This is a genomic window from Shewanella sp. S1-58-MNA-CIBAN-0166 (assembly GCF_040310085.1).
In the GTDB taxonomy this organism is placed as follows: Bacteria; Pseudomonadota; Gammaproteobacteria; order Enterobacterales; family Shewanellaceae; genus Shewanella.
Map to the genome: position 1 here is coordinate 179,600 of NZ_JBEOPN010000004.1, position 22,007 is coordinate 201,606.

General features: G+C 42.2%; 21 protein-coding genes. 18 read left to right on the plus strand and 3 right to left on the minus strand.

Going from position 1 to position 22,007, the window contains the following annotated elements; translation table 11 throughout:
• Window positions 1-56 precede the first annotated feature (56 nt).
• The 11 genes from AAEY99_RS04610 to AAEY99_RS04660 all read left to right on the plus strand — a co-directional run bounded on the left by AAEY99_RS04610 (window position 57) and on the right by AAEY99_RS04660 (window position 10,476).
• Complete coding sequence (locus tag AAEY99_RS04610) at window positions 57-1,346, plus strand: ABC transporter substrate-binding protein (protein WP_351009397.1); 1,290 nt, start codon at window positions 57-59, stop codon at window positions 1,344-1,346.
• Window positions 1,343-3,055 carry an ABC transporter permease gene (locus AAEY99_RS04615; RefSeq protein WP_351009367.1) on the plus strand — a complete coding sequence of 571 codons (1,713 nt, stop codon included), beginning with the start codon at window positions 1,343-1,345 and terminating at the stop codon, window positions 3,053-3,055. The genes AAEY99_RS04610 and AAEY99_RS04615 overlap by 4 nt, the downstream gene beginning before the upstream one ends.
• Window positions 3,056-3,057: 2 nt before the next feature.
• Entirely contained in the window at window positions 3,058-3,726 is a 669-nt protein-coding gene (locus tag AAEY99_RS04620) for an ATP-binding cassette domain-containing protein (RefSeq protein WP_351009370.1), read from the plus strand.
• Between the two features lie 167 nt (window positions 3,727-3,893).
• Complete coding sequence (locus AAEY99_RS04625) at window positions 3,894-4,559, plus strand: CDP-alcohol phosphatidyltransferase family protein (protein WP_192114390.1); 666 nt, start codon at window positions 3,894-3,896, stop codon at window positions 4,557-4,559.
• Entirely contained in the window at window positions 4,556-5,368 is an 813-nt protein-coding gene (locus tag AAEY99_RS04630; protein ID WP_182744264.1) for a sterol desaturase family protein, read from the plus strand. The genes AAEY99_RS04625 and AAEY99_RS04630 overlap by 4 nt, the downstream gene beginning before the upstream one ends.
• Window positions 5,369-5,585: 217 nt before the next feature.
• Window positions 5,586-6,671: a methyl-accepting chemotaxis protein gene (locus AAEY99_RS04635; RefSeq protein ID WP_192114389.1), complete on the plus strand. Its 1,086-nt coding sequence runs from the start codon at window positions 5,586-5,588 to the stop codon at window positions 6,669-6,671.
• 332 nt (window positions 6,672-7,003) lie between these two features.
• Window positions 7,004-7,696 carry a 5'-methylthioadenosine/adenosylhomocysteine nucleosidase gene (locus AAEY99_RS04640; protein WP_350978692.1) on the plus strand — a complete coding sequence of 231 codons (693 nt, stop codon included), beginning with the start codon at window positions 7,004-7,006 and terminating at the stop codon, window positions 7,694-7,696.
• An 83-nt stretch (window positions 7,697-7,779) separates the two neighbouring features.
• Complete coding sequence (locus AAEY99_RS04645; RefSeq protein WP_350978694.1) at window positions 7,780-8,787, plus strand: cobalamin biosynthesis protein CobD/CbiB; 1,008 nt, start codon at window positions 7,780-7,782, stop codon at window positions 8,785-8,787.
• Window positions 8,788-8,985: 198 nt separating this feature from the next.
• On the plus strand, window positions 8,986-9,375 hold the full coding sequence (locus AAEY99_RS04650; RefSeq protein ID WP_101088842.1) for a DUF2721 domain-containing protein: 390 nt from the start codon (window positions 8,986-8,988) through the stop codon (window positions 9,373-9,375).
• A complete protein-coding gene (locus AAEY99_RS04655; protein ID WP_101088841.1) occupies window positions 9,372-9,998 on the plus strand; it encodes a trimeric intracellular cation channel family protein in 627 nt (208 codons plus the stop codon). The genes AAEY99_RS04650 and AAEY99_RS04655 overlap by 4 nt, the downstream gene beginning before the upstream one ends.
• Before the next feature lie 67 nt (window positions 9,999-10,065).
• The gene (locus tag AAEY99_RS04660) at window positions 10,066-10,476 is read left to right on the plus strand and encodes a nuclear transport factor 2 family protein (protein WP_081430168.1); all 411 of its coding nucleotides are present in this window, start codon (window positions 10,066-10,068) and stop codon (window positions 10,474-10,476) included.
• 95 nt (window positions 10,477-10,571) lie between these two features.
• Here AAEY99_RS04660 and tyrS read toward each other — a convergent pair whose 3' ends face one another.
• Window positions 10,572-11,768: a tyrosine--tRNA ligase gene (gene tyrS / locus AAEY99_RS04665; protein WP_351009373.1), complete on the minus strand. Its 1,197-nt coding sequence runs from the start codon at window positions 11,766-11,768 to the stop codon at window positions 10,572-10,574.
• 125 nt (window positions 11,769-11,893) lie between these two features.
• Here tyrS and AAEY99_RS04670 point away from each other — a divergent pair, with 125 nt between their 5' ends.
• From AAEY99_RS04670 to AAEY99_RS04685, 4 genes are all read left to right on the plus strand, one after another.
• A complete protein-coding gene (locus AAEY99_RS04670; protein WP_351009375.1) occupies window positions 11,894-13,432 on the plus strand; it encodes a peptidoglycan DD-metalloendopeptidase family protein in 1,539 nt (512 codons plus the stop codon).
• Window positions 13,433-13,468: 36 nt separating this feature from the next.
• Window positions 13,469-14,581, plus strand: coding sequence for an anhydro-N-acetylmuramic acid kinase (locus AAEY99_RS04675; protein ID WP_351009377.1), 1,113 nt, complete (start codon window positions 13,469-13,471; stop codon window positions 14,579-14,581).
• A gap of 114 nt (window positions 14,582-14,695) precedes the next feature.
• On the plus strand, window positions 14,696-15,082 hold the full coding sequence (locus AAEY99_RS04680; RefSeq protein ID WP_351009378.1) for a DUF2750 domain-containing protein: 387 nt from the start codon (window positions 14,696-14,698) through the stop codon (window positions 15,080-15,082).
• Window positions 15,083-15,088: 6 nt separating this feature from the next.
• Window positions 15,089-15,553 carry a hypothetical protein gene (locus AAEY99_RS04685; RefSeq protein ID WP_182744259.1) on the plus strand — a complete coding sequence of 155 codons (465 nt, stop codon included), beginning with the start codon at window positions 15,089-15,091 and terminating at the stop codon, window positions 15,551-15,553.
• Window positions 15,554-15,690: 137 nt separating this feature from the next.
• Here AAEY99_RS04685 and erpA read toward each other — a convergent pair whose 3' ends face one another.
• Together erpA and AAEY99_RS04695 are read right to left on the minus strand one after the other, a co-directional pair.
• The gene (gene erpA, locus AAEY99_RS04690) at window positions 15,691-16,041 is read right to left on the minus strand and encodes an iron-sulfur cluster insertion protein ErpA (RefSeq protein ID WP_011638424.1); all 351 of its coding nucleotides are present in this window, start codon (window positions 16,039-16,041) and stop codon (window positions 15,691-15,693) included.
• Window positions 16,042-16,062: 21 nt separating this feature from the next.
• The gene (locus AAEY99_RS04695) at window positions 16,063-16,836 is read right to left on the minus strand and encodes a DUF6776 family protein (RefSeq protein WP_162023704.1); all 774 of its coding nucleotides are present in this window, start codon (window positions 16,834-16,836) and stop codon (window positions 16,063-16,065) included.
• Between the two features lie 321 nt (window positions 16,837-17,157).
• On the opposite strand from AAEY99_RS04695, the gene AAEY99_RS04700 reads away from it, so the two are divergent.
• The 3 genes from AAEY99_RS04700 to hemL all read left to right on the plus strand — a co-directional run bounded on the left by AAEY99_RS04700 (window position 17,158) and on the right by hemL (window position 21,729).
• Complete coding sequence (locus AAEY99_RS04700; protein ID WP_351009380.1) at window positions 17,158-18,882, plus strand: chloride channel protein; 1,725 nt, start codon at window positions 17,158-17,160, stop codon at window positions 18,880-18,882.
• A gap of 514 nt (window positions 18,883-19,396) precedes the next feature.
• Window positions 19,397-20,416 (plus strand): aspartate carbamoyltransferase, encoded by a 1,020-nt coding sequence (locus AAEY99_RS04705; protein WP_101088833.1) that lies wholly within the window; start codon window positions 19,397-19,399, stop codon window positions 20,414-20,416.
• A gap of 26 nt (window positions 20,417-20,442) precedes the next feature.
• Window positions 20,443-21,729 (plus strand): glutamate-1-semialdehyde 2,1-aminomutase, encoded by a 1,287-nt coding sequence (hemL, locus tag AAEY99_RS04710; protein ID WP_162023705.1) that lies wholly within the window; start codon window positions 20,443-20,445, stop codon window positions 21,727-21,729.
• Window positions 21,730-22,007: the final 278 nt, after the last annotated feature.

The window sequence follows — 22,007 nt, forward strand, 5'->3', positions numbered from 1 at the left end:
TTGCAGTAAGCTTTGGGTTTAGTGCTTTTTTGCTTACTGCTAGTCTTTGGGCTGGTATGGCTAATGCATCTGGCAACGGTGTTGTAAATGTTGCAGACAAGCCGTCAGCACGAATTCAAACATCAACATCAATCCGCGAGTCTGCTCAAGCATCAGTTAAAACATCACAAACATCACAAACATCACAGTCATCATGGCCAGAGGTTGAATCTCGAGGCGCTAATCAAGATGTGTACTTTCATGCTTGGGGTGGCGATCCGCAAATAAATCGTTATATTCAATGGGCCGCGAAACAAGTTAAGCAGCAATATCAGATCAATTTACACCATGTAAAACTCACTGACACCAGCGAAGCGGTCAGCCGAGTATTAGCCGAAAAATCAGCAAGCAATGATCATCAAGGACAAGTCGATTTAGTGTGGATTAACGGTGAAAATTTTGCCGCCATGGCCAAGCATCAACTGCTAGCGCCAAATTGGGTTACGCAATTACCCAACTTTGGTTTAACCGATCCAGATAACAATCCCGCGATGACCCGTGACTTTGGCGTGCCAACACAAGGGATGGAAGCACCATGGGGTAAAGCTGCGCTGACGTTTTACTACGACAGCATAGTGACCACATCACCACCGCAAACTTTGCAACAACTAAGCCTATGGGCCAAACAACACCCAGGCAGATTCACCTACCCTAAGCCACCTGACTTTTTAGCCACCAGCTTTTTAAAGTACGCCTTAATTGTACTGAACAACTCACAACCTGAGGCGATTAAAAATCTGCTTTATCAACCCGCAACAAAGCAAAGCCAGGCTTTGTTATTACCGGTATTGTGGCAATATTTAGATGAGCTACATCCGCATCTATGGCGCAAAGGTCAACACTTTATGTCCAGTGGCATGGAGCTACGTCGCTTAATCGGCGATGGTGAACTTGCCCTAGCGTTTACCTTTTCAGCCGCCGAAATTCCCGCGGCCGTTGCACGTTTTGAATTACCCGACAGCAGTCGTAGTTATCGTATGCAAGATGGCAGTTTGAGTAATATTCACTTTATCGCCATTCCCTATAATGCCGCTCACCTGGACAGCGCTAAATTGGTAGTCAATTTTTTACTGAGTCCACAAGCTCAAGCACACAAACAGCAAGCGAATATATGGGGCGACACCAGCGTGTTAGCACTATCAAAGCTAACAGCCGAACAGCAAACTTGGTTTGAGCCACCCGCTCAGTCACATCCCAGTGCCACTATTGCTAACCAAGCAATCAGCCCAGCGTTAAGTGAGCCAGATCCAAGTTGGAGTAAGGTTATTACAAAGCTATGGTTACAACGCTATGGAGTGATGCAATGAACACGGTAGCCAAGTTGTTCAATCCAATTGTGCGCTTCAGTCCATTTATGATGATGGCTTTGTTACTGATCCCGGTATTGGGTGGGTTAATTGGCGTTATTCTGCCTGCATTTGGTTGGATCCCAGCACTGGATCAAACCCATTTTAGCCTGAATGGTTTTAGCCAATTATGGCAAACACCAGGCATTGGCCACATGGCGTTATTGAGTATCACCACCAGCTTTGTTAGCACCTTGTTGGCCTTTTTAATCACAATATTGATCCTAGCAAGTTACTTTACCAGCCCTTGGCTGGGTTATATTCAACGCCTTTTAGGGCCAATTCTGGTTATCCCTCATGCTGCCGCGGCCATTGCTATTGGATTTCTGATTACCCCGTCGGGCATGTTGTCTCGCTTGGTATCGCCTTGGTTAAGTGGTTGGGATGCACCACCCGATTGGCTATATCCACACGATGCGATGGGACTGAGTATTATTCTAGGCGTGACCTTAAAAGAACTGCCTTTTTTATTACTGATGGCGCTAGGCGTATTAGCACAACCCGACCTTGGGCAAACACTACGGGCGCAACATAAAGTGGCATTGAGTTTAGGTTATTGCCCAATGACAGCATTTTTAAAAGTGGTGTTGCCAAGCCTGTATCCTCACTTACGCTTGCCAATATTGGCAGTATTGGCCTACGCCAGTGCCAGTGTAGAAATCCCCTTAATTTTAGGCCCCAACAATCCGCCGACATTGGCTGTAGCGATTATGCAGTGGTTTCATGACGTGGATTTAAGTTTACGGATCAAAGCGTCTGCGGGGGCGATATTACAAATTCAACTGACGTTATTCGTATTAGCCTGCTGGTGGTTACTGGAACGCTTGGTGAGTCGATTCGCTCAATCGATGTTAACCAATGGCCAGCGCGAATACGGCGGCGCTATCATCCAAAAGATAACCCATGTCATCACCGCCTTAATGTTGACCATCATAGGTTTGGCATTAGTGGGAATGCTGCTGTGGTCTTTTGCTGGCTTTTGGCATTTCCCTGATGCCTTGCCGCAACAATTTGTAATGCTGCACTGGCAAACGGCATTGCAACAAATGCACACGCCACTTATCGACACGGTACTGATTGCCCTCTGCGCAACCGCCCTTGCGATAACCTTAACCTTACTCACTTTAGAAGCGGAGCAGCACAGCGGAAAACCGCTATCGCTGCTGGGCAGTGTATTAATTTATCTGCCCTTGCTTATTCCAAGTATCGCGTTTTTATTTGGTTTGGTGTGGTTACTTGAGCAAGTAAACAGTCAACATACCTTTATCAATGTGGTACTGGCCCATTTGTTATTTGTATTACCCTATGTGTTTTTATCGCTGGCCAGTAGCTATCGTCGTTTAGACCCACGCTTTAGTATTGTTGCGGCCAGTCTTGGGGCCACCAAAGCAAAAATATTTTTCCGGATTAAACTGCCCATGCTAATTGGGCCGATATTCATTGCTTGCGCATTAGGTTTAGCCATTAGCTTTAGCCAATACTTACCAACCTTACTCACTGGTGGTGGACGCATCAATACCATTACCACTGAAGCTGTTTCGCTCGCCAATGGTGGAAGCCGCAGGATCAGTGCAGTATATGCGTTAATGCAAATGATCCTCCCAGCTTTAGGTTTTTTACTGGCTTGGCTATTGCCAAAAATGTTAGTCAAACGCCACCAACAAGGATAATAATGCAAACATTCGTGAGTACAGCCAACGGCTCAAATACCACCTCAACATCAGAACTCACCATTGATGGGCTGATCTTGCGTCGCCAGCAACAAAGCTTATTATCATTAAGCGCGACCATTCGTGGCGGTGAAATATTGACTATTATGGGCCCATCTGGCAGCGGCAAATCAACGCTATTAAACTGGTTAACAGGCATGTTGCCAGCGGGCTTTAGTGCTGAAGGTCAGCTGCATTTAAACGGCCAAAATATCACCACAACAGCCAGTCATTTACGCCATATTGGTTTGCTCTACCAAGACCCATTATTATTTCCGCATTTATCAGTGGCAGGAAACATCGGCTTTGCCATGCCGCCAAGCCCCAAAGCACAGCGACAAGCCGCAATTAGTGAAGCGTTAACCCAAGTGGGTCTGGGTGGATTAGAACAACGTGACCCGCAAAGTTTATCTGGCGGTCAGCAAGCTAGGGTGGCATTGCTGCGGGTATTGCTTAGCCAACCCAAAGCCATATTATTAGACGAGCCCTTTAGTAAGCTAGACAGTCAGTTACGTCAAGAAACCCGACAATTAGTATTTGATCAAATACGCCAGCATCAGCTACCTGCCATTATGGTGACTCACGATCAAACAGATGCCGATGCCGCTCAAGGTAAAGTCATCTCACTTTGAGTTGTGGTACTAAATGGCTAAAACCCTACTCAAATAGAAAGTACTGTAATCAACTGTACTGATGTAGGTAATACACAGATAGCTAAAAAATAGATAAGTCGTGACATAACAAACTCGCGACTTTAAAAAATTGAAAAGATAATCAAGAGATTAATTGGAATGACATCATGCTAGATAGATTTATCACCCCAGTAATAAAGCCACTGTTAGCCCCAGTTGTGCTGCTACTAGACAAAAAGAATGTCCATCCCGATCAGCTCACATTAGTCGGTTTCGGTTTAGGCATGCTGGCAGTGCCGTTACTGGCATTACAACTTTGGTATGGCGCCTTGTTTTTTATCGCACTGAATCGGATTATCGACGGACTCGATGGCGCCCTTGCTCGCCACCAAAAACACACCAGTGCCGCAGGTGGCTATTTAGATATTTGTGTCGACTTTCTATTTTATGCGGCCATTCCGCTAGGATTCGCCTTGGCCAACCCTAATGAAAATGCCTTAGCCGCGGCAGTGTTGTTAACCGTATTCATTGGCACAGGCTCAAGCTTTTTAGCCTTTGCCATACCGGCCGAAAAGCTGAATCTGCCTCGACCACAATTTGCCAATAAGAGCTTTTACTTTTTAAACGGCTTAACTGAAGGCACCGAAACCATCGCCTTCTTTGTCGCATTTTGTTTGTGGCCGGCTTATTTCCCAGAACTTGCCTATAGCTTTGCATTTTTAGGCGCAATTACCATTTTCACCCGTATACATGGTGGCTATCACACTCTGAAAAATCATACGTTGAAAAAAAACACTTCAGTTAATCAATCTCAACGAGGTAAATCAACATGATGGACGATATTTCATCCATTCGACTCGGGGCATTTTTAACGATATTGATAATCATGCTTTTACTGGAGTTTTGGTTGCCTGCTAGGCATTTGCCCAATAGAGCCAACGCACCGAAACCAGCTACGCGTTGGGTAGGCAATATCGGTATATTGGTTATTTCAGCAGTAGCAGCCCGAATGGTATTACCAATAGGATTAGCAGGTATTGCACTGTACTGTCAGCAACAACAATGGGGACTGTTCAATTATATTGCATTACCTGATTGGGCTAGCATCACCATAAGCTTATTGTTATTAGACCTGCTTATTTATTGGCAACACAGGCTGTTTCATCGTGTCCCATTATTGTGGCGATTACATAAAGTTCATCATGCTGACGTTCATGTCGACAGTACGACTGCGTTGCGATTTCACCCACTAGAAATTATCGCCAGCATTGGGGTTAAAGCATTAGCGATCATCCTACTAGGGGTACCAGCCAGTGCAGTGATCTTATTTGAGATTTTATTAAATGGTTTAGCCATATTTAACCATGCCAATATCCGACTATCACCAAGGCTAGAACGCGTCGTCAGAACCGTATTAATAACTCAAATATTGCACCGAATTCATCACAGCCAAATAATGTGCGAAACCAACAGCAACTTTGGTTTTAGTATTGTGTGGTGGGATCGTCTATTTGGTACGTATTCTGCTAAGGCCAGTAAAGCAGACGAGGATATCGACATAGGATTAATTGAATACCAAAACGCGAAACAAAACGCTTGGTTAACAGGGTTGCTATGGATGCCGTTTACCCATAAAAAATAACGATTTACTTTGATCTTGATCAGCACTAATGATTAAGCAATAAACAGAATAATACTACGATCTTATTTAATTTATAAATAGGACTTGGTACGGTTAAAGGTCAAAGATTAGAAGTATTTATTATGCATTTTTGTGATATGTGACTGCTGAAGCACTTGATTAATCGATGATAGTTTATCAAAATATTATTAATATATTGCTAAAGGATAAAGAGACTATGATCGGTTTTACCCAAAGTTTGAAAACTAAAATAGCCGACTTAGAACACCAATTAGTCACTCATAAACAGCAACATTCAGATGAATTAAATCAATTACAACAGACTATTACGCAATTAAGCCAGCAATTAAACCATTCTAATAGCCAATCTGAATACGATACCGCACGCGCTAATTTACAATTGCTGGGCGCAACAATGCTCAATGATATTCGCGACACCACCTTGGCAAACTCAATTAAGTTAGACGAAGAAAAACAAATGCTATCTGAATTAGATAAGTTATTTAATCAAACACATGTCGCGATTGGCAACTTAAAAAAACGAGCTGGGCATCTAAATGACCATGCAGAAAAAAGCATGGCTACTGCCGCAGAATTAAGTCTTTCGGCTAATGGAATAAGTAGTTTAGTTTCATCTATCCAGCAAATTTCTGAACAAACCAATCTACTCGCTCTTAATGCAGCCATTGAAGCAGCACGAGCTGGTGATGCAGGCCGTGGCTTTGCAGTGGTGGCAAGCGAAGTGCGCCAACTGGCCAGTAATGCTCATGATGCCAGCGCTAATATTGAAAAATTAGTCGCCACAGTTATTGAACAAACTGAACAAATTAAGAATGTAGTCATTACCAACCAAACTTGCTCTAGGGATATTGCTGTATCTTCAGAACAAATTGATCAAGTGGTGACTGATGTATTACAAAGCTCAGGCGTGATGAAACGAGTCATTGGAGAAGCCTCTATGACCGCTTTCTTAACCACGGTAAAACTAGATCACAGCGTATGGAAAAGTAATGTATACAGCGTGTTGGCAAATAAAGATCTAAATGCCAGTGTTAATAGCCACACTGAATGCAGACTTGGTAAATGGTATTACAAAGGCGAAGGTCAAAATTTTGCCAGTTTATCCAGTTTTAAAACTATCGAACAACCACATACAACCGTACACAGTGCAGGTAAAGCAGCTGTTATAGCCATGCAGTCGGGTAATGAGTCGACTATTTTGGCTCATCTTGAAACCATGGAACAGGCCAGTATCAATGTGGTTCGCGCAATCGATCATTTGCTCACGCAAAGCCAGCAGTAAAATTAACCTCACAACTTCATGAGCCTACAAAATAAATAATATCGTGTTGCATGATTTCCCCTCTAAATAACGTCAATGACACTTTAATCTGCAATCCTGAGGCTAGCGCCTTGGATTGAGGTTATTGTGCTGTCATTAATTAAGGTTAAAAAGAGCAATCACTTCCAATTACTATGGATTAAATTAGCCATAATAGAATAATATCAACACGAGGTTTAGCCACAAATAACCAATTAATGGGTCAATAAAATCACTGTCAGTTTTCACTAATTTATCGAGCTCATGGTATATTAGCGCCCATTCGAATTTGCTTATTCAGTTAAGGTTTACACATGAAAATCGGTATTATTGGCGCAATGGAGCCAGAAGTTGTTCATTTAGTTCAAGCTATTGTAGAACCAGTACATACAACAATTGCTGGCATCGAATTTATTAGCGGCACCATTGCCGGTAAAGACGTGGTTGTGACCCGCTCAGGTATCGGTAAAGTAGCAGCCAGTATTGCAACCACATTATTAATCGAAAAGTTTGCCGCAACCCATGTGATTAACACCGGTTCTGCTGGCGGTTTTGTCGATTCATTGGCAATTGGCGATATTGTCATTTCATCAGAAGTGCGTCATCACGATGTAGACGTCACAGCATTTGGTTATGAAATTGGCCAAATGGCTCAGCAACCTGCGGCATTTATGCCAGATAGCACCTTAGTCAATGCGGCCAAAAGTGCTGTCGCTGAATTAGGTGAAGTTAAGGCTATTGAAGGGTTAATTTGTACTGGCGACAGCTTTATTTGCGATCCTGTACGCACAAAAATCATGCGTGAAAACTTTCCAACGATGGCAGCTTGTGAGATGGAAGGCGCAGCGATTGCACAAGTATGTCACCAGTTTAACGTGCCATTTGTGGTTATTCGCTCGCTATCAGACAATGCAAACAATGACTCACCCGTTGATTTTGACTCGTACATTATCAAAGCAGGTATGCATTCAGCAATGATGGTTATCGCGCTATTACAACAGCTGTAATCGGTCTACACTTAGCTCGGACTCGCTATGGGCCGAGCTAAGCAGGCTTCATTAACAATACAACAGCACATTATTGAGTCTCTATGGTCAATCAATTATTCAATCCTCAATTACTGAGCCAAGACGGCGGATTGCTTCAGAGCTGTTGTATTTTATTTTGCGCATTAATATTGGCTCGGTTTGCTCCTATTCCTAGAGAGCTGCAACCATTATTATGGTTTAACCGTTTAGCGGTATTAATTTCCAGTAAGGTTAACCACCCAGACCGAGCGGTGAGCCAACAACTTATCGCTGGGATTTTAGCCACACTTATTTTGATAGTACCTAGCGGGATTATCGTCAGTTTTTTACTCAGCCTTGCCGCCTACCCATGGTTTTTTGAGCTAATCATCTTGTATTTTTGTTTATGCGACTCAGCATTTAAACCCGTGGCTGAAAAGGTCGTTACAGCAATAAAAACTGGTAATAAGCAAGACGCAAAACAACTACTCACCCCATGGGTACGTCAGAATACTCAAGTGTTATCTGAAGTCGGTTTAAGTAAAACCGCCATTGAAAAACTTTTTACCACTCCCATTTACGGCACCTTAGCGACTATATTGTTTTTTAGCTTAGGCGGCGCTACCATGGCATTAGTGGTGCGGATGTTAAGACAACTAGAACATTGCTGGCCACCATATCATCCACATTTTCACATTTTTTCGAGTTTTGTAGGCCAATTCAATCGGGTAATTTTTTTCATACCAACCTTATTATGGCATTGCTCGTTAGCGATTCAGTTTGGGCAACTGGGTATTAGGTCTATTTTTTCGCAGCCAATATCAGCTCAAGCCAATAAAAATCAATTGAATAATCATTACAGCAGTTATGCATTAGCGGCTAAGTTATTGAAGATAGAGCTTGGTGGCCCCCAGCAATTTATCGAAAATGGTAAGACAATTCGGGTCGATTTACCGAAAGTAAAAGCGGGTCCCTTGCCAGATCATCGCTACATAAGCCAAGCAATCACAGTGACACAAACCGCTAACCTATTTTGGATAAGCTTAACGTTATTATTGCCATTAATATGGACAGGATTAAGATTACTTTAAACGTATAAATCTTGTTTTAAACAGGCTATTATTTAGCAATTATGAATCAATATTTGTCTATTTTGTCTGTGCGTCATATTCGCTTGTTAATATAAGAATATTACATCACAAGCTCATTGCATTTTTACAACATATTAACCTTTTAAATAACAAAAAATTGATTATTGTCTGCTTAAAAACCTGTTTAGGAATATCGCTTTGTTGAACAACTTACATGTATCGTTAACGACTCCGGCATTATTATTCCCGGCAATTTCCTTATTGCTATTGGCCTACACAAATCGATTTTTTTCATTAGCGGCATTAATCCGCCAACTCAGTAACGACAAAAAACCAGTGCAAGGCGAGCAAATTAAAAATTTACGCCAACGCATCATTATCATCCGAAAAATGCAAGAAGCCGGTGTCAGCAGCTTTGCCCTATGTGTGTTTTGTATGATTTTGATTTATGTTGGTTTTAACCAAATTGGTTCGATAGTTTTTGGGTTAAGTTTATTGTTGTTATTATATTCGTTAATTTTATCTGTAATCGAGATCCGTATTTCAGTAGATGCTCTGACCATTCACCTTGAAGAGTTAAGTAAATGAGTCAGTGGATCTACTTTTTTGATTTATGTGGTACTGCGGTATTTGCCCTTTCGGGAGCGTTAGCCGCGGGTAAACATCGTATGGACCCCTTTGGCGTTATCGTGTTGGCTTCTGTTACAGCAATTGGCGGTGGCAGTATTCGCGATGCGCTAATAGGTGCTACACCGGTTTTTTGGATCCGCGATCCTAACTATATTCTTGTCATTCTTGCGACAGTAATAACCTGCTTAGTGTTAGTGCGTAAACCGCATAAATTACCGCCACGCTCATTATCTATTGCCGATGCACTCGGTTTAGCACTATTTACCGTAATTGGTGCGGAAAAAGCCTTATTACTCGGGTTATCTGGTATGGTCGCGGTGGTAATGGGATTAATAACCGGTGTCGGTGGTGGTATTATCCGAGATTTGTTATGTAGGCAAATTCCAATGGTGTTGCGAACGGAAATTTACGCAACCGCTTCCATCGTTGGAGGGATCTGTTATACCTTAAGCATATTTGTCGGCATGGATAGCATGACATCGATGTTGATCGCTATGTTCAGCACGCTAATCATCCGTCTGAGTGCTATCCGCTGGCACTTATCTTTACCGGCTTTTGATTTGAAAACAAAGAGAATTTAATGTGCGAATAATCTTCATATTATGCTGTTTGCTATTGAGCTTTCCGAGCAAAGCCAATATTGGTGATATGCCACGAGAACAACAACTCGCGATGCAATACATGGAAGCGCTTACGGATCATGACTATACCGTCCTGCGTCGTTTCTACTCTCGCGACACGGTATTTTACGATAAAACAGCCAATACTACTTACACTGGCGGTCGGCATATTATTGCGTTTTTACAGCGGGCTCATGAAGGTGTATTAGAATACCGTTTAAACGTAGAACACATGTTTAATACCGGCTCTCTCGTGGTGATAATAGGCAGTTATCGATTACGAGGCCCCGGCGATCAATATGGTAAACCCGGTAAAATTATCGACCTTGCGGTACCAGGTGTCACCACACTAAAATTTGATAACAATACTGAGCGTTTAATTGAGCAAATGGACTTAATGGACTATCAAACCATGTCTGATCAACTTGAGTCTCAGTAGTGTTGCAAATATAAATTAGCCATAAATTAACCATGGTTCAGACATAAAAAAACGGCTTACATTATAAGCCGTTTTTTATTCGCTAACATCCGTGATTACTTTAAAATCACTTTAGCAAATTTGCGTTTACCCACTTGGAATACCGCTTCAAGACCTGCATTAAAAATTTGGCGACTGTCTTCAACTTTCTCGCCGTCCATTTTAACTGCGCCTTGCTTAATCATCCGCATACCGTCAGAGGTTGAACCCACAAGGCCTGCATCTTTAAGTAAGTTAGCAATAGCTAACCCGTCGCCCGCTTCTAATACCACTTCTTCGATGTCATCAGGGATGGCACCTTTTTGGAAACGGTCGATAAAAGCTTGATGCGCCGCTTGTGCTTGCTCTTCATCATGAAAACGAGCAATGATTTCTTTGGCTAACAAAATCTTGATGTCGCGTGGATTTGTGCCCAATTCAACGTCTAACTTGAATTGGGCTAACTCAGTTAACGGACGGAATGACAACAGTTCAAGATAACGCCACATTAAGTCATCAGAAATCGACATCAGTTTGCCAAACATTTCGTTGGCAGGCTCGCTCACACCAATATAATTATGCGCCGATTTAGACATTTTCTTAACGCCATCTAACCCTTCAAGTAATGGCATCATGATGACAGTCTGCGGCTTTTGGCCTTCAGATTTTTGCAGTTCACGACCCATAAGCAGGTTAAACTTTTGGTCTGTACCGCCTAATTCAACATCGGCTTTCAATGCAACCGAATCGTAACCTTGTAATAAAGGGTACATAAATTCATGAATCGCAATCGATTGACCTGATGCATAACGCTTTTTAAAGTCATCGCGTTCCATCATTCGGGCAACAGTTTGCTGTGATGCTAAGCGGATCATGCCAGCAGCGCCTAATGGCTCTAACCAGCTAGAATTAAATTCGATGCGGGTTTTTGCAGGGTCCAAAATTTTATAGACCTGCTCTTTATAGGTTTCGGCGTTAGCAAGCACTTGTTCACGAGTCAGTGGCGGACGGGTGCTGTTTTTACCACTAGGATCACCGACCATACCGGTAAAATCACCAATCAAGAAAATCACTTCGTGACCAAGCTCTTGAAAAGTACGCATTTTATTCAAGATGACCGTGTGACCTAAGTGAATATCTGGAGCGGTAGGATCTGCACCTAACTTGATGCGTAAGGGACGCCCTTCTTTCAGTTTCTCAAGCAAATCCGCTTCAAGTAATATCTCATCGGTACCGCGCTTAATCTCTGCCAATACTTGATCTAAATTCGCCATCTCTACTGCAACTCCCAGGGCTTGCACAAAAAATAAAGAGGTCTATGTTACTTGTTAGCCACAGCAAATGAAAGAGTGTACACTTAGCCGATAATAACGAAAGAGAGAAATTGGTAACAGAGTCAATGGCAAAGCTTCTTACTTTATTCACATTGCTGCCAAAAGCACATCAAATCACATTATCTTTATTGGTGATTCTAACGACAATTATTCTGATGTTTCCATCGGAAGACGCTCAAGCATCTAAACAAACCCAACTGGTAAGTCAATCTGCTGACAAATCAGACATAGAAACCAATAAACGTTATGATATTCCGTTAGCCTTTCGCAGCCCAACACCACCGGGTAATAATGACAGTGCCGCTGAAGATGAATCGATTGATTTCATATCAAATGATGCCCTTGCATCACGTGATAATAGCGAAGAGGTAAACAGCGGCGAAACCCCTGACGATGAAGCGTTTGCCCATCATCTTGCCATGTTGCAAACAAGTACCTCTGATATTGATGGCATGATCAATGATATCGATCAGCAAGTTGCCACTCAAAAAGCCAAATTAAAACAACAAGCGGCTAATGATGATTATAGCGTTGAATACTATGAAGTGGCTAAAGGCGATACCTTAGGCGGTTTATTTAGCCGTGCAGGACTCAGCGCGAAAGATGTTTATGACATTACCCAATTACCCTTAGCGAAAAAGAATCTACTAAAAATCATGCCGGGCGAAGAAATCGCCATCAGTAAAAATGCTCAAGGTGAATTACAAGAATTAACCTATCGCATGGATAAAGTGTCGACATTAATTATCAGTCAACACAATGAGCAATACAAAGAAACGGTTAACACTAAAGAAGTCGTTAATCGCACCTCGTTTATTAGCGCCAATATCAAAAGTAACTTTTGGAATGCCGCTGCCGATGCAGGCTTGTCTGGTAACCACATTATGGAATTGGCCAATATTTTTGGTTGGGATGTCGACTTTGCTCTAGATATTCGTAAAGGCGATCACTTTTCGTTGTTATTTGAACAAGAATACGCCGACGGTCAATTTTTGCGTAATGGCAATATTCTCGCAGCAGAGTTTATTAACCAAGGTGAACGCTACACCGCAGTACGTTATACCGACGGTGAATACTATTCTGAAAATGGCAGTAGCATGCGTAAAGCTTTTTTGCGTTCGCCAGTAGACTTTAAATACGTCAGTTCTAATTTTAACCCCCGTCGCTTACATCCGGTAACAGGCCAAGTTAAAGCCCACCGCGGTGTCGATTATGTTGCTGCCATTGGCACGCCGATTAAAGCAGCAGGTAAAGGTAAAGTGGTTGAGGCCGGTTATAACCAGTTTAATGGCAACTATGTATTCATTAAGCACAACGAAACCTACACCACTAAGTATTTGCATTTAACTAAGCGCAAAGTAAACCGTGGTGAAACGGTTAAACAAGGCCAAATAATCGGTACTCTGGGTAAAACAGGCCGAGTCACTGGCGCTCACTTACATTACGAATTTATTGTAAATGGGGTTCACCGCAATCCACGAACCATCGATTTACCTAAATCAATGCCAATTGATAGCAGAGAGAAGAACAAATTCGCTGCACTCAGCAAGCAATTGATGACGCAATTAAAATCAAATCAACAACAGCAATTGGCAAGTAATTAATAAGCGGTTTTATTGCTGTTAACAGAGAGTCACTTCATGTCTAAGCCAGAGTATTTTATCGGTCTAATGTCAGGCACAAGCATGGATGGTGTAGATGCAGTATTGGTTGATTTTTCGGCCGAACATCCTGTGCTAATCGCCAGCCATACAGAAGCCATTCCTGCGCATTTATTAAAAGGCTTACAGCGTTTATGTCAACCCGAAACAGATGAAATTAACCGCTTAGGTAGGCTCGATCGCAGTGTCGGCAAACTGTTTGCTCAGGCAGTAAATCACTTATTGGCAAAATCAACAGTGACTGCCGCTGAGGTGATCGCGATTGGTTCACATGGACAAACCGTGCGTCACATGCCCAATTTAGAAATGGGTTTTACCTTGCAAATTGGCGATCCAAACACCATTGCCATTGAAACCAATATCGATGTTATTGCTGATTTTAGACGTAAAGATATCGCCCTTGGCGGCCAAGGCGCACCGTTAGTTCCGGCGTTTCATCAACAAGTGTTTGCTCAGTCTGGTCATTCAAGAGTTATTTTAAACATTGGCGGCATTGCCAATGTTACTTATTTACCCGGCAATAGTGAGCAAGTATTAGGCTTTGATACTGGCCCAGGTAACAATTTAATCGATGCCTTTATTCAACAAAACTTAAACCAACCTTTTGATGAAGATGGTGCCTGGGCAGATTCTGGCACCACCCACCCAGACTTACTCAAGCAGCTATTATCACACTCTTATTTTTCACTAGCCTATCCCAAAAGCACTGGCAGAGAGTTATTTAATCAAGCTTGGCTTGAACAACAACTCGCTGACTATAGCCATTTAGATCAACAAGACATTCAATCCACTTTACTTGACCTTACCTGTCACAGTATTGCTAATGACATTAATAAATTGTCACCGACTGGCGAATTGTTTGTTTGCGGCGGTGGTGCGTTAAATAAAGCCTTAATGCAGCGACTAGCCAATTTAGTTCCCGGTTATAAAGTCGATACTACCAGCGCCTTAGGTGTTGATGCTAAGTGGGTTGAAGGGATTGCCTTTGCATGGCTAGCAATGCGTTATCACCATGATTTACCCGCCAACTTACCGGCCGTCACGGGTGCGTCACGCACGGCTATATTAGGTGGCCGCTTTAAAGCGAGATAAACACACCAATATGTACGGTTTACTTTTGCAATTGTGGCCTCAATGTTATGATGCCCACAAATTTGCCCAATCGTTTGAAATTGGGCAAAGCCGTAACTTAAGATGAGAGTCAATATGAGCAACAAAACCAAAAGTGTGTCTGAACTGATGAATCTTACGCCAGAAGGCCGTTACGATTATATGGTTGAGCAAATTAAAATAGAAAAAATCATTTGGACACTTCAAGATCAAGATGGTTGCGTCATGCTAACCACTGAAGATGAAGATTGTATTCCAATGTGGCCATCTGAAGAAACGGCTGCACTTTGGGCCGTTGATGAATGGAAAGACTGTGAACCATTAGCCATTCCACTAGACGAGTTTCAAGAACGTTGGGTGAACGGCATGGAAGATGATGATTTATTTATCGCTGTGTTCCCAGTACAAGAAGACTTAGGTGTCGTTGTGCCACCGTTTGAAATGAACGAACGTATTTCGCCAAAGAAACAACAAAAGCATTAATGTGTTATGACAATAATCAGCTCGGAATCAAACCAAATAGATAAAGTAACGGTCAAACCACGTTTACCAAAACGACTTATCGGTTTAATGGTTATTTATACATTATCGTCTGTCAGTGGATTAATGGCCGCCAGCTCACTATCAGAGTTAAGTGCAATGTTATGCATTTTGACCTTGATGATGGTATTGGCAATTATCGGTCGCCAGAAAGCAGGTTTATATCTACTGCGGGTTTATTGTCTGTTGCAACTGCTGTTGTATAGCCTATTACCGATCATAATGTATGACCCAGATAATTTGGTTGCCGGACCAACGACATTTGATTTTGGTTTATTTCAAGCCGTAGTGCCTGATTGGCTTATATACTCAGTGCTGATTACCCTAGGTATTATACAAGTGTGGATTAGCTTTAATGCCAAAGTGAAAGCGTGGTTTAAACCGCGGATGAACCTCAACATTATGAGTAGCTAATCATCGGTTGTATTATTTAGAGATGTTGTCCAGAAATCAAAAAAGCCGTCGAAAGACGGCTTTTTATTATATAAATCCATTCTACAGTGAGATTGTTATCTCATTTATCGCGTGGTTTATCGCTGCTGTAAGACTCATTACACCGAGAAACTAGCCCCGCAGCCACATGTGGTGGTCGCATTAGGGTTTTTAACAAAAAAGCGTGAACCTTCAAGACCCGATGTATAATCCACTTCACCACCAACAAGGTACTGAAGACTCATTGGATCAACAACCAACTGCACACCTTGCTTTTCAATGGTGAAATCACCTTCGTTGACTTTTTCATCGAATGTAAAGCCATACTGGAAACCAGAGCAACCGCCACCTGTTACATATACACGTAGCTTTAATTCAGGATTCTGTTCTTCTTCTAACAGACCTTTTACTTTTATCGCCGCCGCATCGGTAAATTGGATCGGCATTGTTGCATCAACTTGTTCAGTCATTACTACCTCTTACTTCGGTGTCTACTGAGAATTATCCTTTACCTGACTATTTTGTTCAAGTATTACCCGCAGTTCTTTTTCACCCATCAACAGCTCTGGCACATTAAAGACTTGTTCAATCTCCCCGCCTTTCACCCCACGACTCGCAGCGACCTTCACTTTAACCATAATTCGTTGTAAATTAAAACCACTTGGCAGCACAAAATCGCTGTCCATTATTTGAAAATAATTAAACTCAAAATCCAGCTTTTTATTAATTAACTTGCTCAAAGACAGTTCGGCCGGCTGGTTATTTAGTGTGCCAAGCAACAATACAGTGGCGTTGGTTTTCACTTTTACTTTGCGTTTTTGCAACTGAGTTAAGATTAGTCGTAACTGATATTGCTCGGGAGCTACACCTTGAGATAATTCCACTCCATGAATTGCCACCCCTTCAACATCAGCATCGGTAACCATAACACTGCGATAAAATGCTAATTCTTTTTCTAACGCTTTCTGTGCAGATAATTGCTGACTAAACATTTCTTGCATTTCTTTGTTGGCATTATCAGCAATACTTAAGGCTAAATTTCGACTGGCAAGCGCTTGCGCTTGAGTCTCTAGTTCTTGCAATAATTTACGCTTACCACTGGCGCTATTTGGTGTAGCCTCTGGTGCAAATGAAAGCCATAGGTTAAAACTTATCGCTCCCAGCAAAAAACACACTACCATTAACCCTATTAAGTATATGCTTGATGTCCGGTTTTTGCGTTCTAAAACTTGCAGTCTGTCTAACCAGCGGTGATAATTTAACATTACGTTACAACCTTTTAATAAAATACAGTATGCTTGATGAAGCTTATTTGCTTAGGGCTTATATTTCTGTAGAGCTTAACATCTTGTTCAAATCCTATGCATTGTAAATAAGGTTCTAATGATAATAATTTGCTTGCCAAATAAAGCTTTACCAGCCAACGTAAAGAGCTAAAAAACATGCGCAGGCAGTACTTTGACCTGTTAAAAGGCGTTAGTGCAAATTGATGGAGAGTCATAACATGACACATACGCGTTATCGGTCAATCAATAAAAAATTGCCAAACATAACCCTAAAATATCAACAGACTTTAGAGTCAAACCGTGCAATTTAAGATAAATAAAGCCGCTATTATTCACGCCAAAAGAACTACGCGCAAATATCTACGTAACGAATTTAGAGATAAGTTATCTCAGGCTAAAATTAGTGTGCAACTTTGTGCACTCGCACTGTTATTTGCCATCATCGCCTCATTAGTGATTATCTTATTCCGGTTAAGCTTGGTGTGGGCAGAACAATATCTGCATGCAGATTCCATGAGCCTTAGCTCAACCTTAAGCGATTGGCGCTCTTACTTACCTTTAATCGGCGCGCTGCTTATTTGGTTGCTGTCATTGTTGGGGTCAAAGCGTTACCGGCGCATGGGCATTGCTTATGTATTGCATCGATTTAAATTGCACTACGGTAAGGTACCGCTTCAATCAGCTGCTGGACAGTTTTTTCAAGCATTAATCGCACTGATGACCAATTTTTCTGTCGGAAAAGAAGGCCCAGCGATTCACTTAGGTGCGGTGAGCGCAAGTGTTATGGCTGAGAAGTTCTCGTTACCAGACAATAGCGTGCGCATTATGTGTGCTAGTGGTATTGCCGCGGGTATTGCTGCCACCTTTAACGCACCGCTGGCTGCGGTTTTGTTTGTATTTGAAGTCATTGTACGAGAGTACAAAATTCATTACTTTTTCCCTATTATGCTATCTGCTATTTGCGGCGCGGTATCAAGCCAACTTGTATTTGGTAATATTCACGAATACGATTTGATCAATGTGATCCACATTCCACTCGATCATTATCCTATTTTACTCATTGGCGGACTTGCGCTGGGATGTGTCGCTGCCCTGTTTAACTTTTCACTGATGAAAGTCACTGCCACTGGCCAGCACTGGCCATTAATTTATCGTCTGCTCATTGCTGCAGCAGTCACCACTCTAGTTGGTTTAGTCATGCCACAGGCATTAGGCTCAGGCGATTTTGCCATCAATGAAGCCATTAGTGAGCATCCTAGTTTGTTGTTTTTAATCGCGCTGTTATTAGCAAAAATGTTGGCGACCATTGCTGCTATTGGCTTTGGCGTACCAGGCGGACTTATCGGTCCGCTCTATGGTATTGGCGCCTTAATCGGAGCAATTCTAGCTCTAGTCAGTAGCCTAATATTCCCGTCAATTGCGCCTTATGTTGGCTTATATACCGTGATTGGGATGACGGCGATGATGGGGGTTTGCCTGAGTGCGCCCCTAGCAGCATTAGTTGCATTACTTGAATTAACCAACGATGCTTCGATTATTTTACCGGCCATGTTTGTCACCATCCCAGCATTTTTGGTGGCGTATCAGGGATTTAATACCAATTCTATCTTGCTAAAACAACTTGATATTATGGGGCTTGGTTACAAAATTGCTCCGCTTAACCAAGGGCTACAAAAGAAAGGTGTGAGGGTACTGATGGATAAACGCTTTGTCATTGTTAATGATGATGACGAACTGCTACTTGAAGTACTCAAACGGGCAGCAGGTCGCCCAGTACTAGTGCGTAATGCTGAGGGAGAAATTGAAATGCTGCGCCTTGAAATGCAGTCATTTGAAGATTCAACCACGCTATCACGCCTCCCTATGCCGGGGTTACCAGACACGGCCACCCTAAATGAAGCTTATGAAGCGCTGGTCGCGAAACGCTCCGGTGAAGTGTATATCTATCGAGGCACTAATCAGAAAGTCGTTGGGGTAATAAGTTGGGCTAATTTACTTCAAGAAATCCGCTCCGGGCAGGTATAGTCCCAGCCTATCCTCGGTATAAGCTCTCACCGAGTGAAGAAGGAATGTACCTATTCAATCAACCTATTTTCAAAATAGGTCTATTGGCTAACAATACGTATTAACACCTTGAAAGCGATAATTTTATTAGCAAGTTAGACAGCTTAAATAGTGAGACGAAATGCTTTAACAAATATTCATTAACCCATACAAGGGCTGCTATAGCACAATGAAATTTGAGGTAGCTCGGTCAGTATGCCGCTCATTCAGTGCTGAATGAGTCATAAAGGCGCGCAACTTAATTCCATTAAAAAGTAAACTAAAGCCCTGCGAATGTTCTTCATAGCAGCAAGTGAATCTCAAAGTTCAGCACGGTTATTATATTTATCTGGCAGTTCTTTTCTGCTACAATTTTGCCTCAGCCACCCTACACATAACCTATATAACACTCTATATAATGCCCTATATAATAATACGGTAAAATAGCATGCTGTTCTGGTGAATATTTTGCCCCTAAACTTTGGAAATCAGGCTGATGACACAGTTCGAAGGTTCACATATCCTTTCAGTAAGCCAGTTAGATCTGGATTCGATTAACACTATTTTTAATGTTGCTAACAAAATGACCCCTTATGCTTTGCGTGAAAAACGCACCAAAGTGTTGGAAGGTGCCATTTTAGGCAATCTTTTTTTTGAACCTAGCACCCGTACTCGTGTCAGCTTTGGCTGCGCTTTCAATTTGCTTGGCGGACATGTACGAGAAACCACCGGAATGGCATCATCGTCATTATCAAAAGGCGAGTCCTTGTATGACACGGCTAGAGTACTATCAACTTACTCAGATGTGATTGCCATGCGTCACCCAGATGCCTACTCCGTCAAAGAGTTTGCTGAAGGCAGCCGAGTGCCAGTGATCAATGGCGGTGATGGACCAAATGAACATCCAACTCAAGCCTTGCTGGACTTATTTACCATCAAAAAAGAATTAAGCCATTCAGGTATGGGTATCGATGGTATGCATATTGCCATGGTAGGTGACTTAAAATATGGTCGCACTGTGCATTCACTTTCGCGCTTACTTTGTATGCATAAGGACATTAAGTTCACATTGATATCGCCAAGTGAGCTAGCAATGCCTGACTATGTGATCGCCGACATTGAAAATGCTGGCCATAAGATCACAATAACCGAACAACTTGAAGGTAATTTACATAACGCGGATATTTTATATCTTACCCGTATTCAAGAAGAGCGCTTTCCGTCACAGGAAGAAGCCAATAAATACCGGGGTAAGTTTCGCTTAAATCACAATATTTATACGCAACATTGCAAATCAAATACGGTGATTATGCATCCATTACCTCGTGATTCACGCGCGCAAGCAAATGAACTCGACAATGATTTAAACAGCCATCCAAGTTTGGCTATTTTTAGACAAGCCGACAACGGCTTACTTATACGTATGGCACTTTTTGCATTAACACTTGGAGTTGAAAACCAACTCGAAAAGTATGAGTGCCCAGTAAACTGGTATTCACGTAAAGCCGATAGATAATTGGCACACAATATTAAGGATTAGACATGACCCGTTCCGAAGTTTTATTTGAACAGGCTAAAAAAACCATTCCTGGTGGCGTTAACTCACCTGTACGTGCCTTTAATGGTGTCGGTGGTTCACCTTTGTTCATTGAAAAAGCTGATGGCGCTTATATTTTTGATGCCGATGGCAAAAAGTATGTCGACTATGTGGGTTCATGGGGACCGATGATTTTAGGCCATAATCATCCTAAAATTCGTCAAGCAGTGTTAGCTGCTGTCGAAAACGGCTTATCATTTGGCGCACCGACTGAACTTGAAGTAAAAATGGCTGAAAAAGTCATTTCAATGGTGCCATCGATGGAACAAGTTCGTATGGTAAGTTCGGGCACCGAAGCTACCATGAGTGCAATCCGTTTAGCCCGTGGATTTACTAACCGTGATGATATTTTAAAGTTTGAAGGTTGCTACCACGGTCATGCTGACTGCTTGTTGGTTAAAGCGGGATCAGGCGCATTAACGTTAGGCCAGCCAAGTTCACCTGGTATTCCAGAAGACTTTGCCAAGCACACTTTAACCGCGACGTATAACGACCTTGATTCTGTACGCGCTATATTTGAACAGAACCCAGACAATATCGCTTGTATCATCCTTGAACCCGTTGCGGGCAACATGAACTGTATCCCGCCAGTAGAAGGTTTTTTACAAGGCTTACGTACAATTTGTGACGAATTCGGTGCATTATTGATTATCGATGAAGTGATGACGGGCTTTCGTGTCTCTATGAGTGGCGCACAAGGTCACTATGGCGTAACGCCAGACTTAACCACACTTGGTAAGGTCATTGGTGGTGGCATGCCTGTAGGCGCATTTGGTGGCCGTAAAGACGTTATGCAATTTATCGCACCAACAGGTCCAGTCTATCAAGCGGGTACATTATCAGGTAACCCAATTGCAATGACTGCAGGTTTAGCGCAAATGGACGCTTTATGTGAACCCGGTTTGTATGAAGCGCTTGCAGACAAAACTAAACGTGTTGCTGAAGGCTTTAAAGCCGCAGCAGACAAACATGGTATTCCATTAAATATTACTTATGTGGGCGGCATGTTTGGTTTCTTCTTTACTGAAGATAACACGCCAATGACGTCATTTGCCCAAGTCACAAAATGCAACATGGAGCATTTCCGTCATTTCTACCATGCCATGTTAGATGAAGGTATTTATTTAGCGCCAAGTGCTTATGAAGCAGGCTTCATGTCTATGGCTCATGGTGATGCTGAAATTGAATATACTTTAGCTGCTGTTGATCGCGTTTTTGCGGCAATGAAATAGCTCAACTTCATCAGTTAACCTCTTTTTAGGTTAAGCAAACTGTTGGTAACAAAAATAGGATAAATAACTACGTTGTTTATCCTATTTTTATTTATGTTAACAAATTCCTATTACCTTTCTCTGTGTTAATTATTTTATCCACGACTTTGGTCGATAATTGACGAAAAAACTGTGATCTATATTGCGAAAATGCCCGTGGTGTGATGTGATCGCCCCGCCAAACGGAAAGCTTAATTGAACCTTAAAAAAAAGGCTGAATTAGGTTAGCAAAAATTCAT

Excerpts from the sequence above, each read along its gene's own strand:
- AAEY99_RS04675 (WP_351009377.1), top strand. The coding sequence starts at position 13,469 with ATGTCTAAGCCAGAGTATTTTATCGGTCTAATGTCAGGCACAAGCATG.
- AAEY99_RS04615 (WP_351009367.1), top strand. The coding sequence starts at position 1,343 with ATGAACACGGTAGCCAAGTTGTTCAATCCAATTGTGCGCTTCAGTCCA.
- AAEY99_RS04640 (WP_350978692.1), top strand. The coding sequence starts at position 7,004 with ATGAAAATCGGTATTATTGGCGCAATGGAGCCAGAAGTTGTTCATTTA.
- erpA (WP_011638424.1), bottom strand. The coding sequence starts at position 16,041 with ATGACTGAACAAGTTGATGCAACAATGCCGATCCAATTTACCGATGCG.
- hemL (WP_162023705.1), top strand. The coding sequence starts at position 20,443 with ATGACCCGTTCCGAAGTTTTATTTGAACAGGCTAAAAAAACCATTCCT.
- tyrS (WP_351009373.1), bottom strand. The coding sequence starts at position 11,768 with ATGGCGAATTTAGATCAAGTATTGGCAGAGATTAAGCGCGGTACCGAT.
- AAEY99_RS04705 (WP_101088833.1), top strand. The coding sequence starts at position 19,397 with ATGACACAGTTCGAAGGTTCACATATCCTTTCAGTAAGCCAGTTAGAT.
- AAEY99_RS04625 (WP_192114390.1), top strand. The coding sequence starts at position 3,894 with ATGCTAGATAGATTTATCACCCCAGTAATAAAGCCACTGTTAGCCCCA.
- AAEY99_RS04630 (WP_182744264.1), top strand. The coding sequence starts at position 4,556 with ATGATGGACGATATTTCATCCATTCGACTCGGGGCATTTTTAACGATA.
- AAEY99_RS04670 (WP_351009375.1), top strand. The coding sequence starts at position 11,894 with ATGGCAAAGCTTCTTACTTTATTCACATTGCTGCCAAAAGCACATCAA.
- AAEY99_RS04685 (WP_182744259.1), top strand. The coding sequence starts at position 15,089 with ATGACAATAATCAGCTCGGAATCAAACCAAATAGATAAAGTAACGGTC.
- AAEY99_RS04660 (WP_081430168.1), top strand. The coding sequence starts at position 10,066 with ATGCCACGAGAACAACAACTCGCGATGCAATACATGGAAGCGCTTACG.
- AAEY99_RS04635 (WP_192114389.1), top strand. The coding sequence starts at position 5,586 with ATGATCGGTTTTACCCAAAGTTTGAAAACTAAAATAGCCGACTTAGAA.
- AAEY99_RS04645 (WP_350978694.1), top strand. The coding sequence starts at position 7,780 with ATGGTCAATCAATTATTCAATCCTCAATTACTGAGCCAAGACGGCGGA.
- AAEY99_RS04620 (WP_351009370.1), top strand. The coding sequence starts at position 3,058 with ATGCAAACATTCGTGAGTACAGCCAACGGCTCAAATACCACCTCAACA.
- AAEY99_RS04610 (WP_351009397.1), top strand. The coding sequence starts at position 57 with ATGGCTAATGCATCTGGCAACGGTGTTGTAAATGTTGCAGACAAGCCG.
- AAEY99_RS04695 (WP_162023704.1), bottom strand. The coding sequence starts at position 16,836 with ATGTTAAATTATCACCGCTGGTTAGACAGACTGCAAGTTTTAGAACGC.
- AAEY99_RS04680 (WP_351009378.1), top strand. The coding sequence starts at position 14,696 with ATGAGCAACAAAACCAAAAGTGTGTCTGAACTGATGAATCTTACGCCA.
- AAEY99_RS04655 (WP_101088841.1), top strand. The coding sequence starts at position 9,372 with ATGAGTCAGTGGATCTACTTTTTTGATTTATGTGGTACTGCGGTATTT.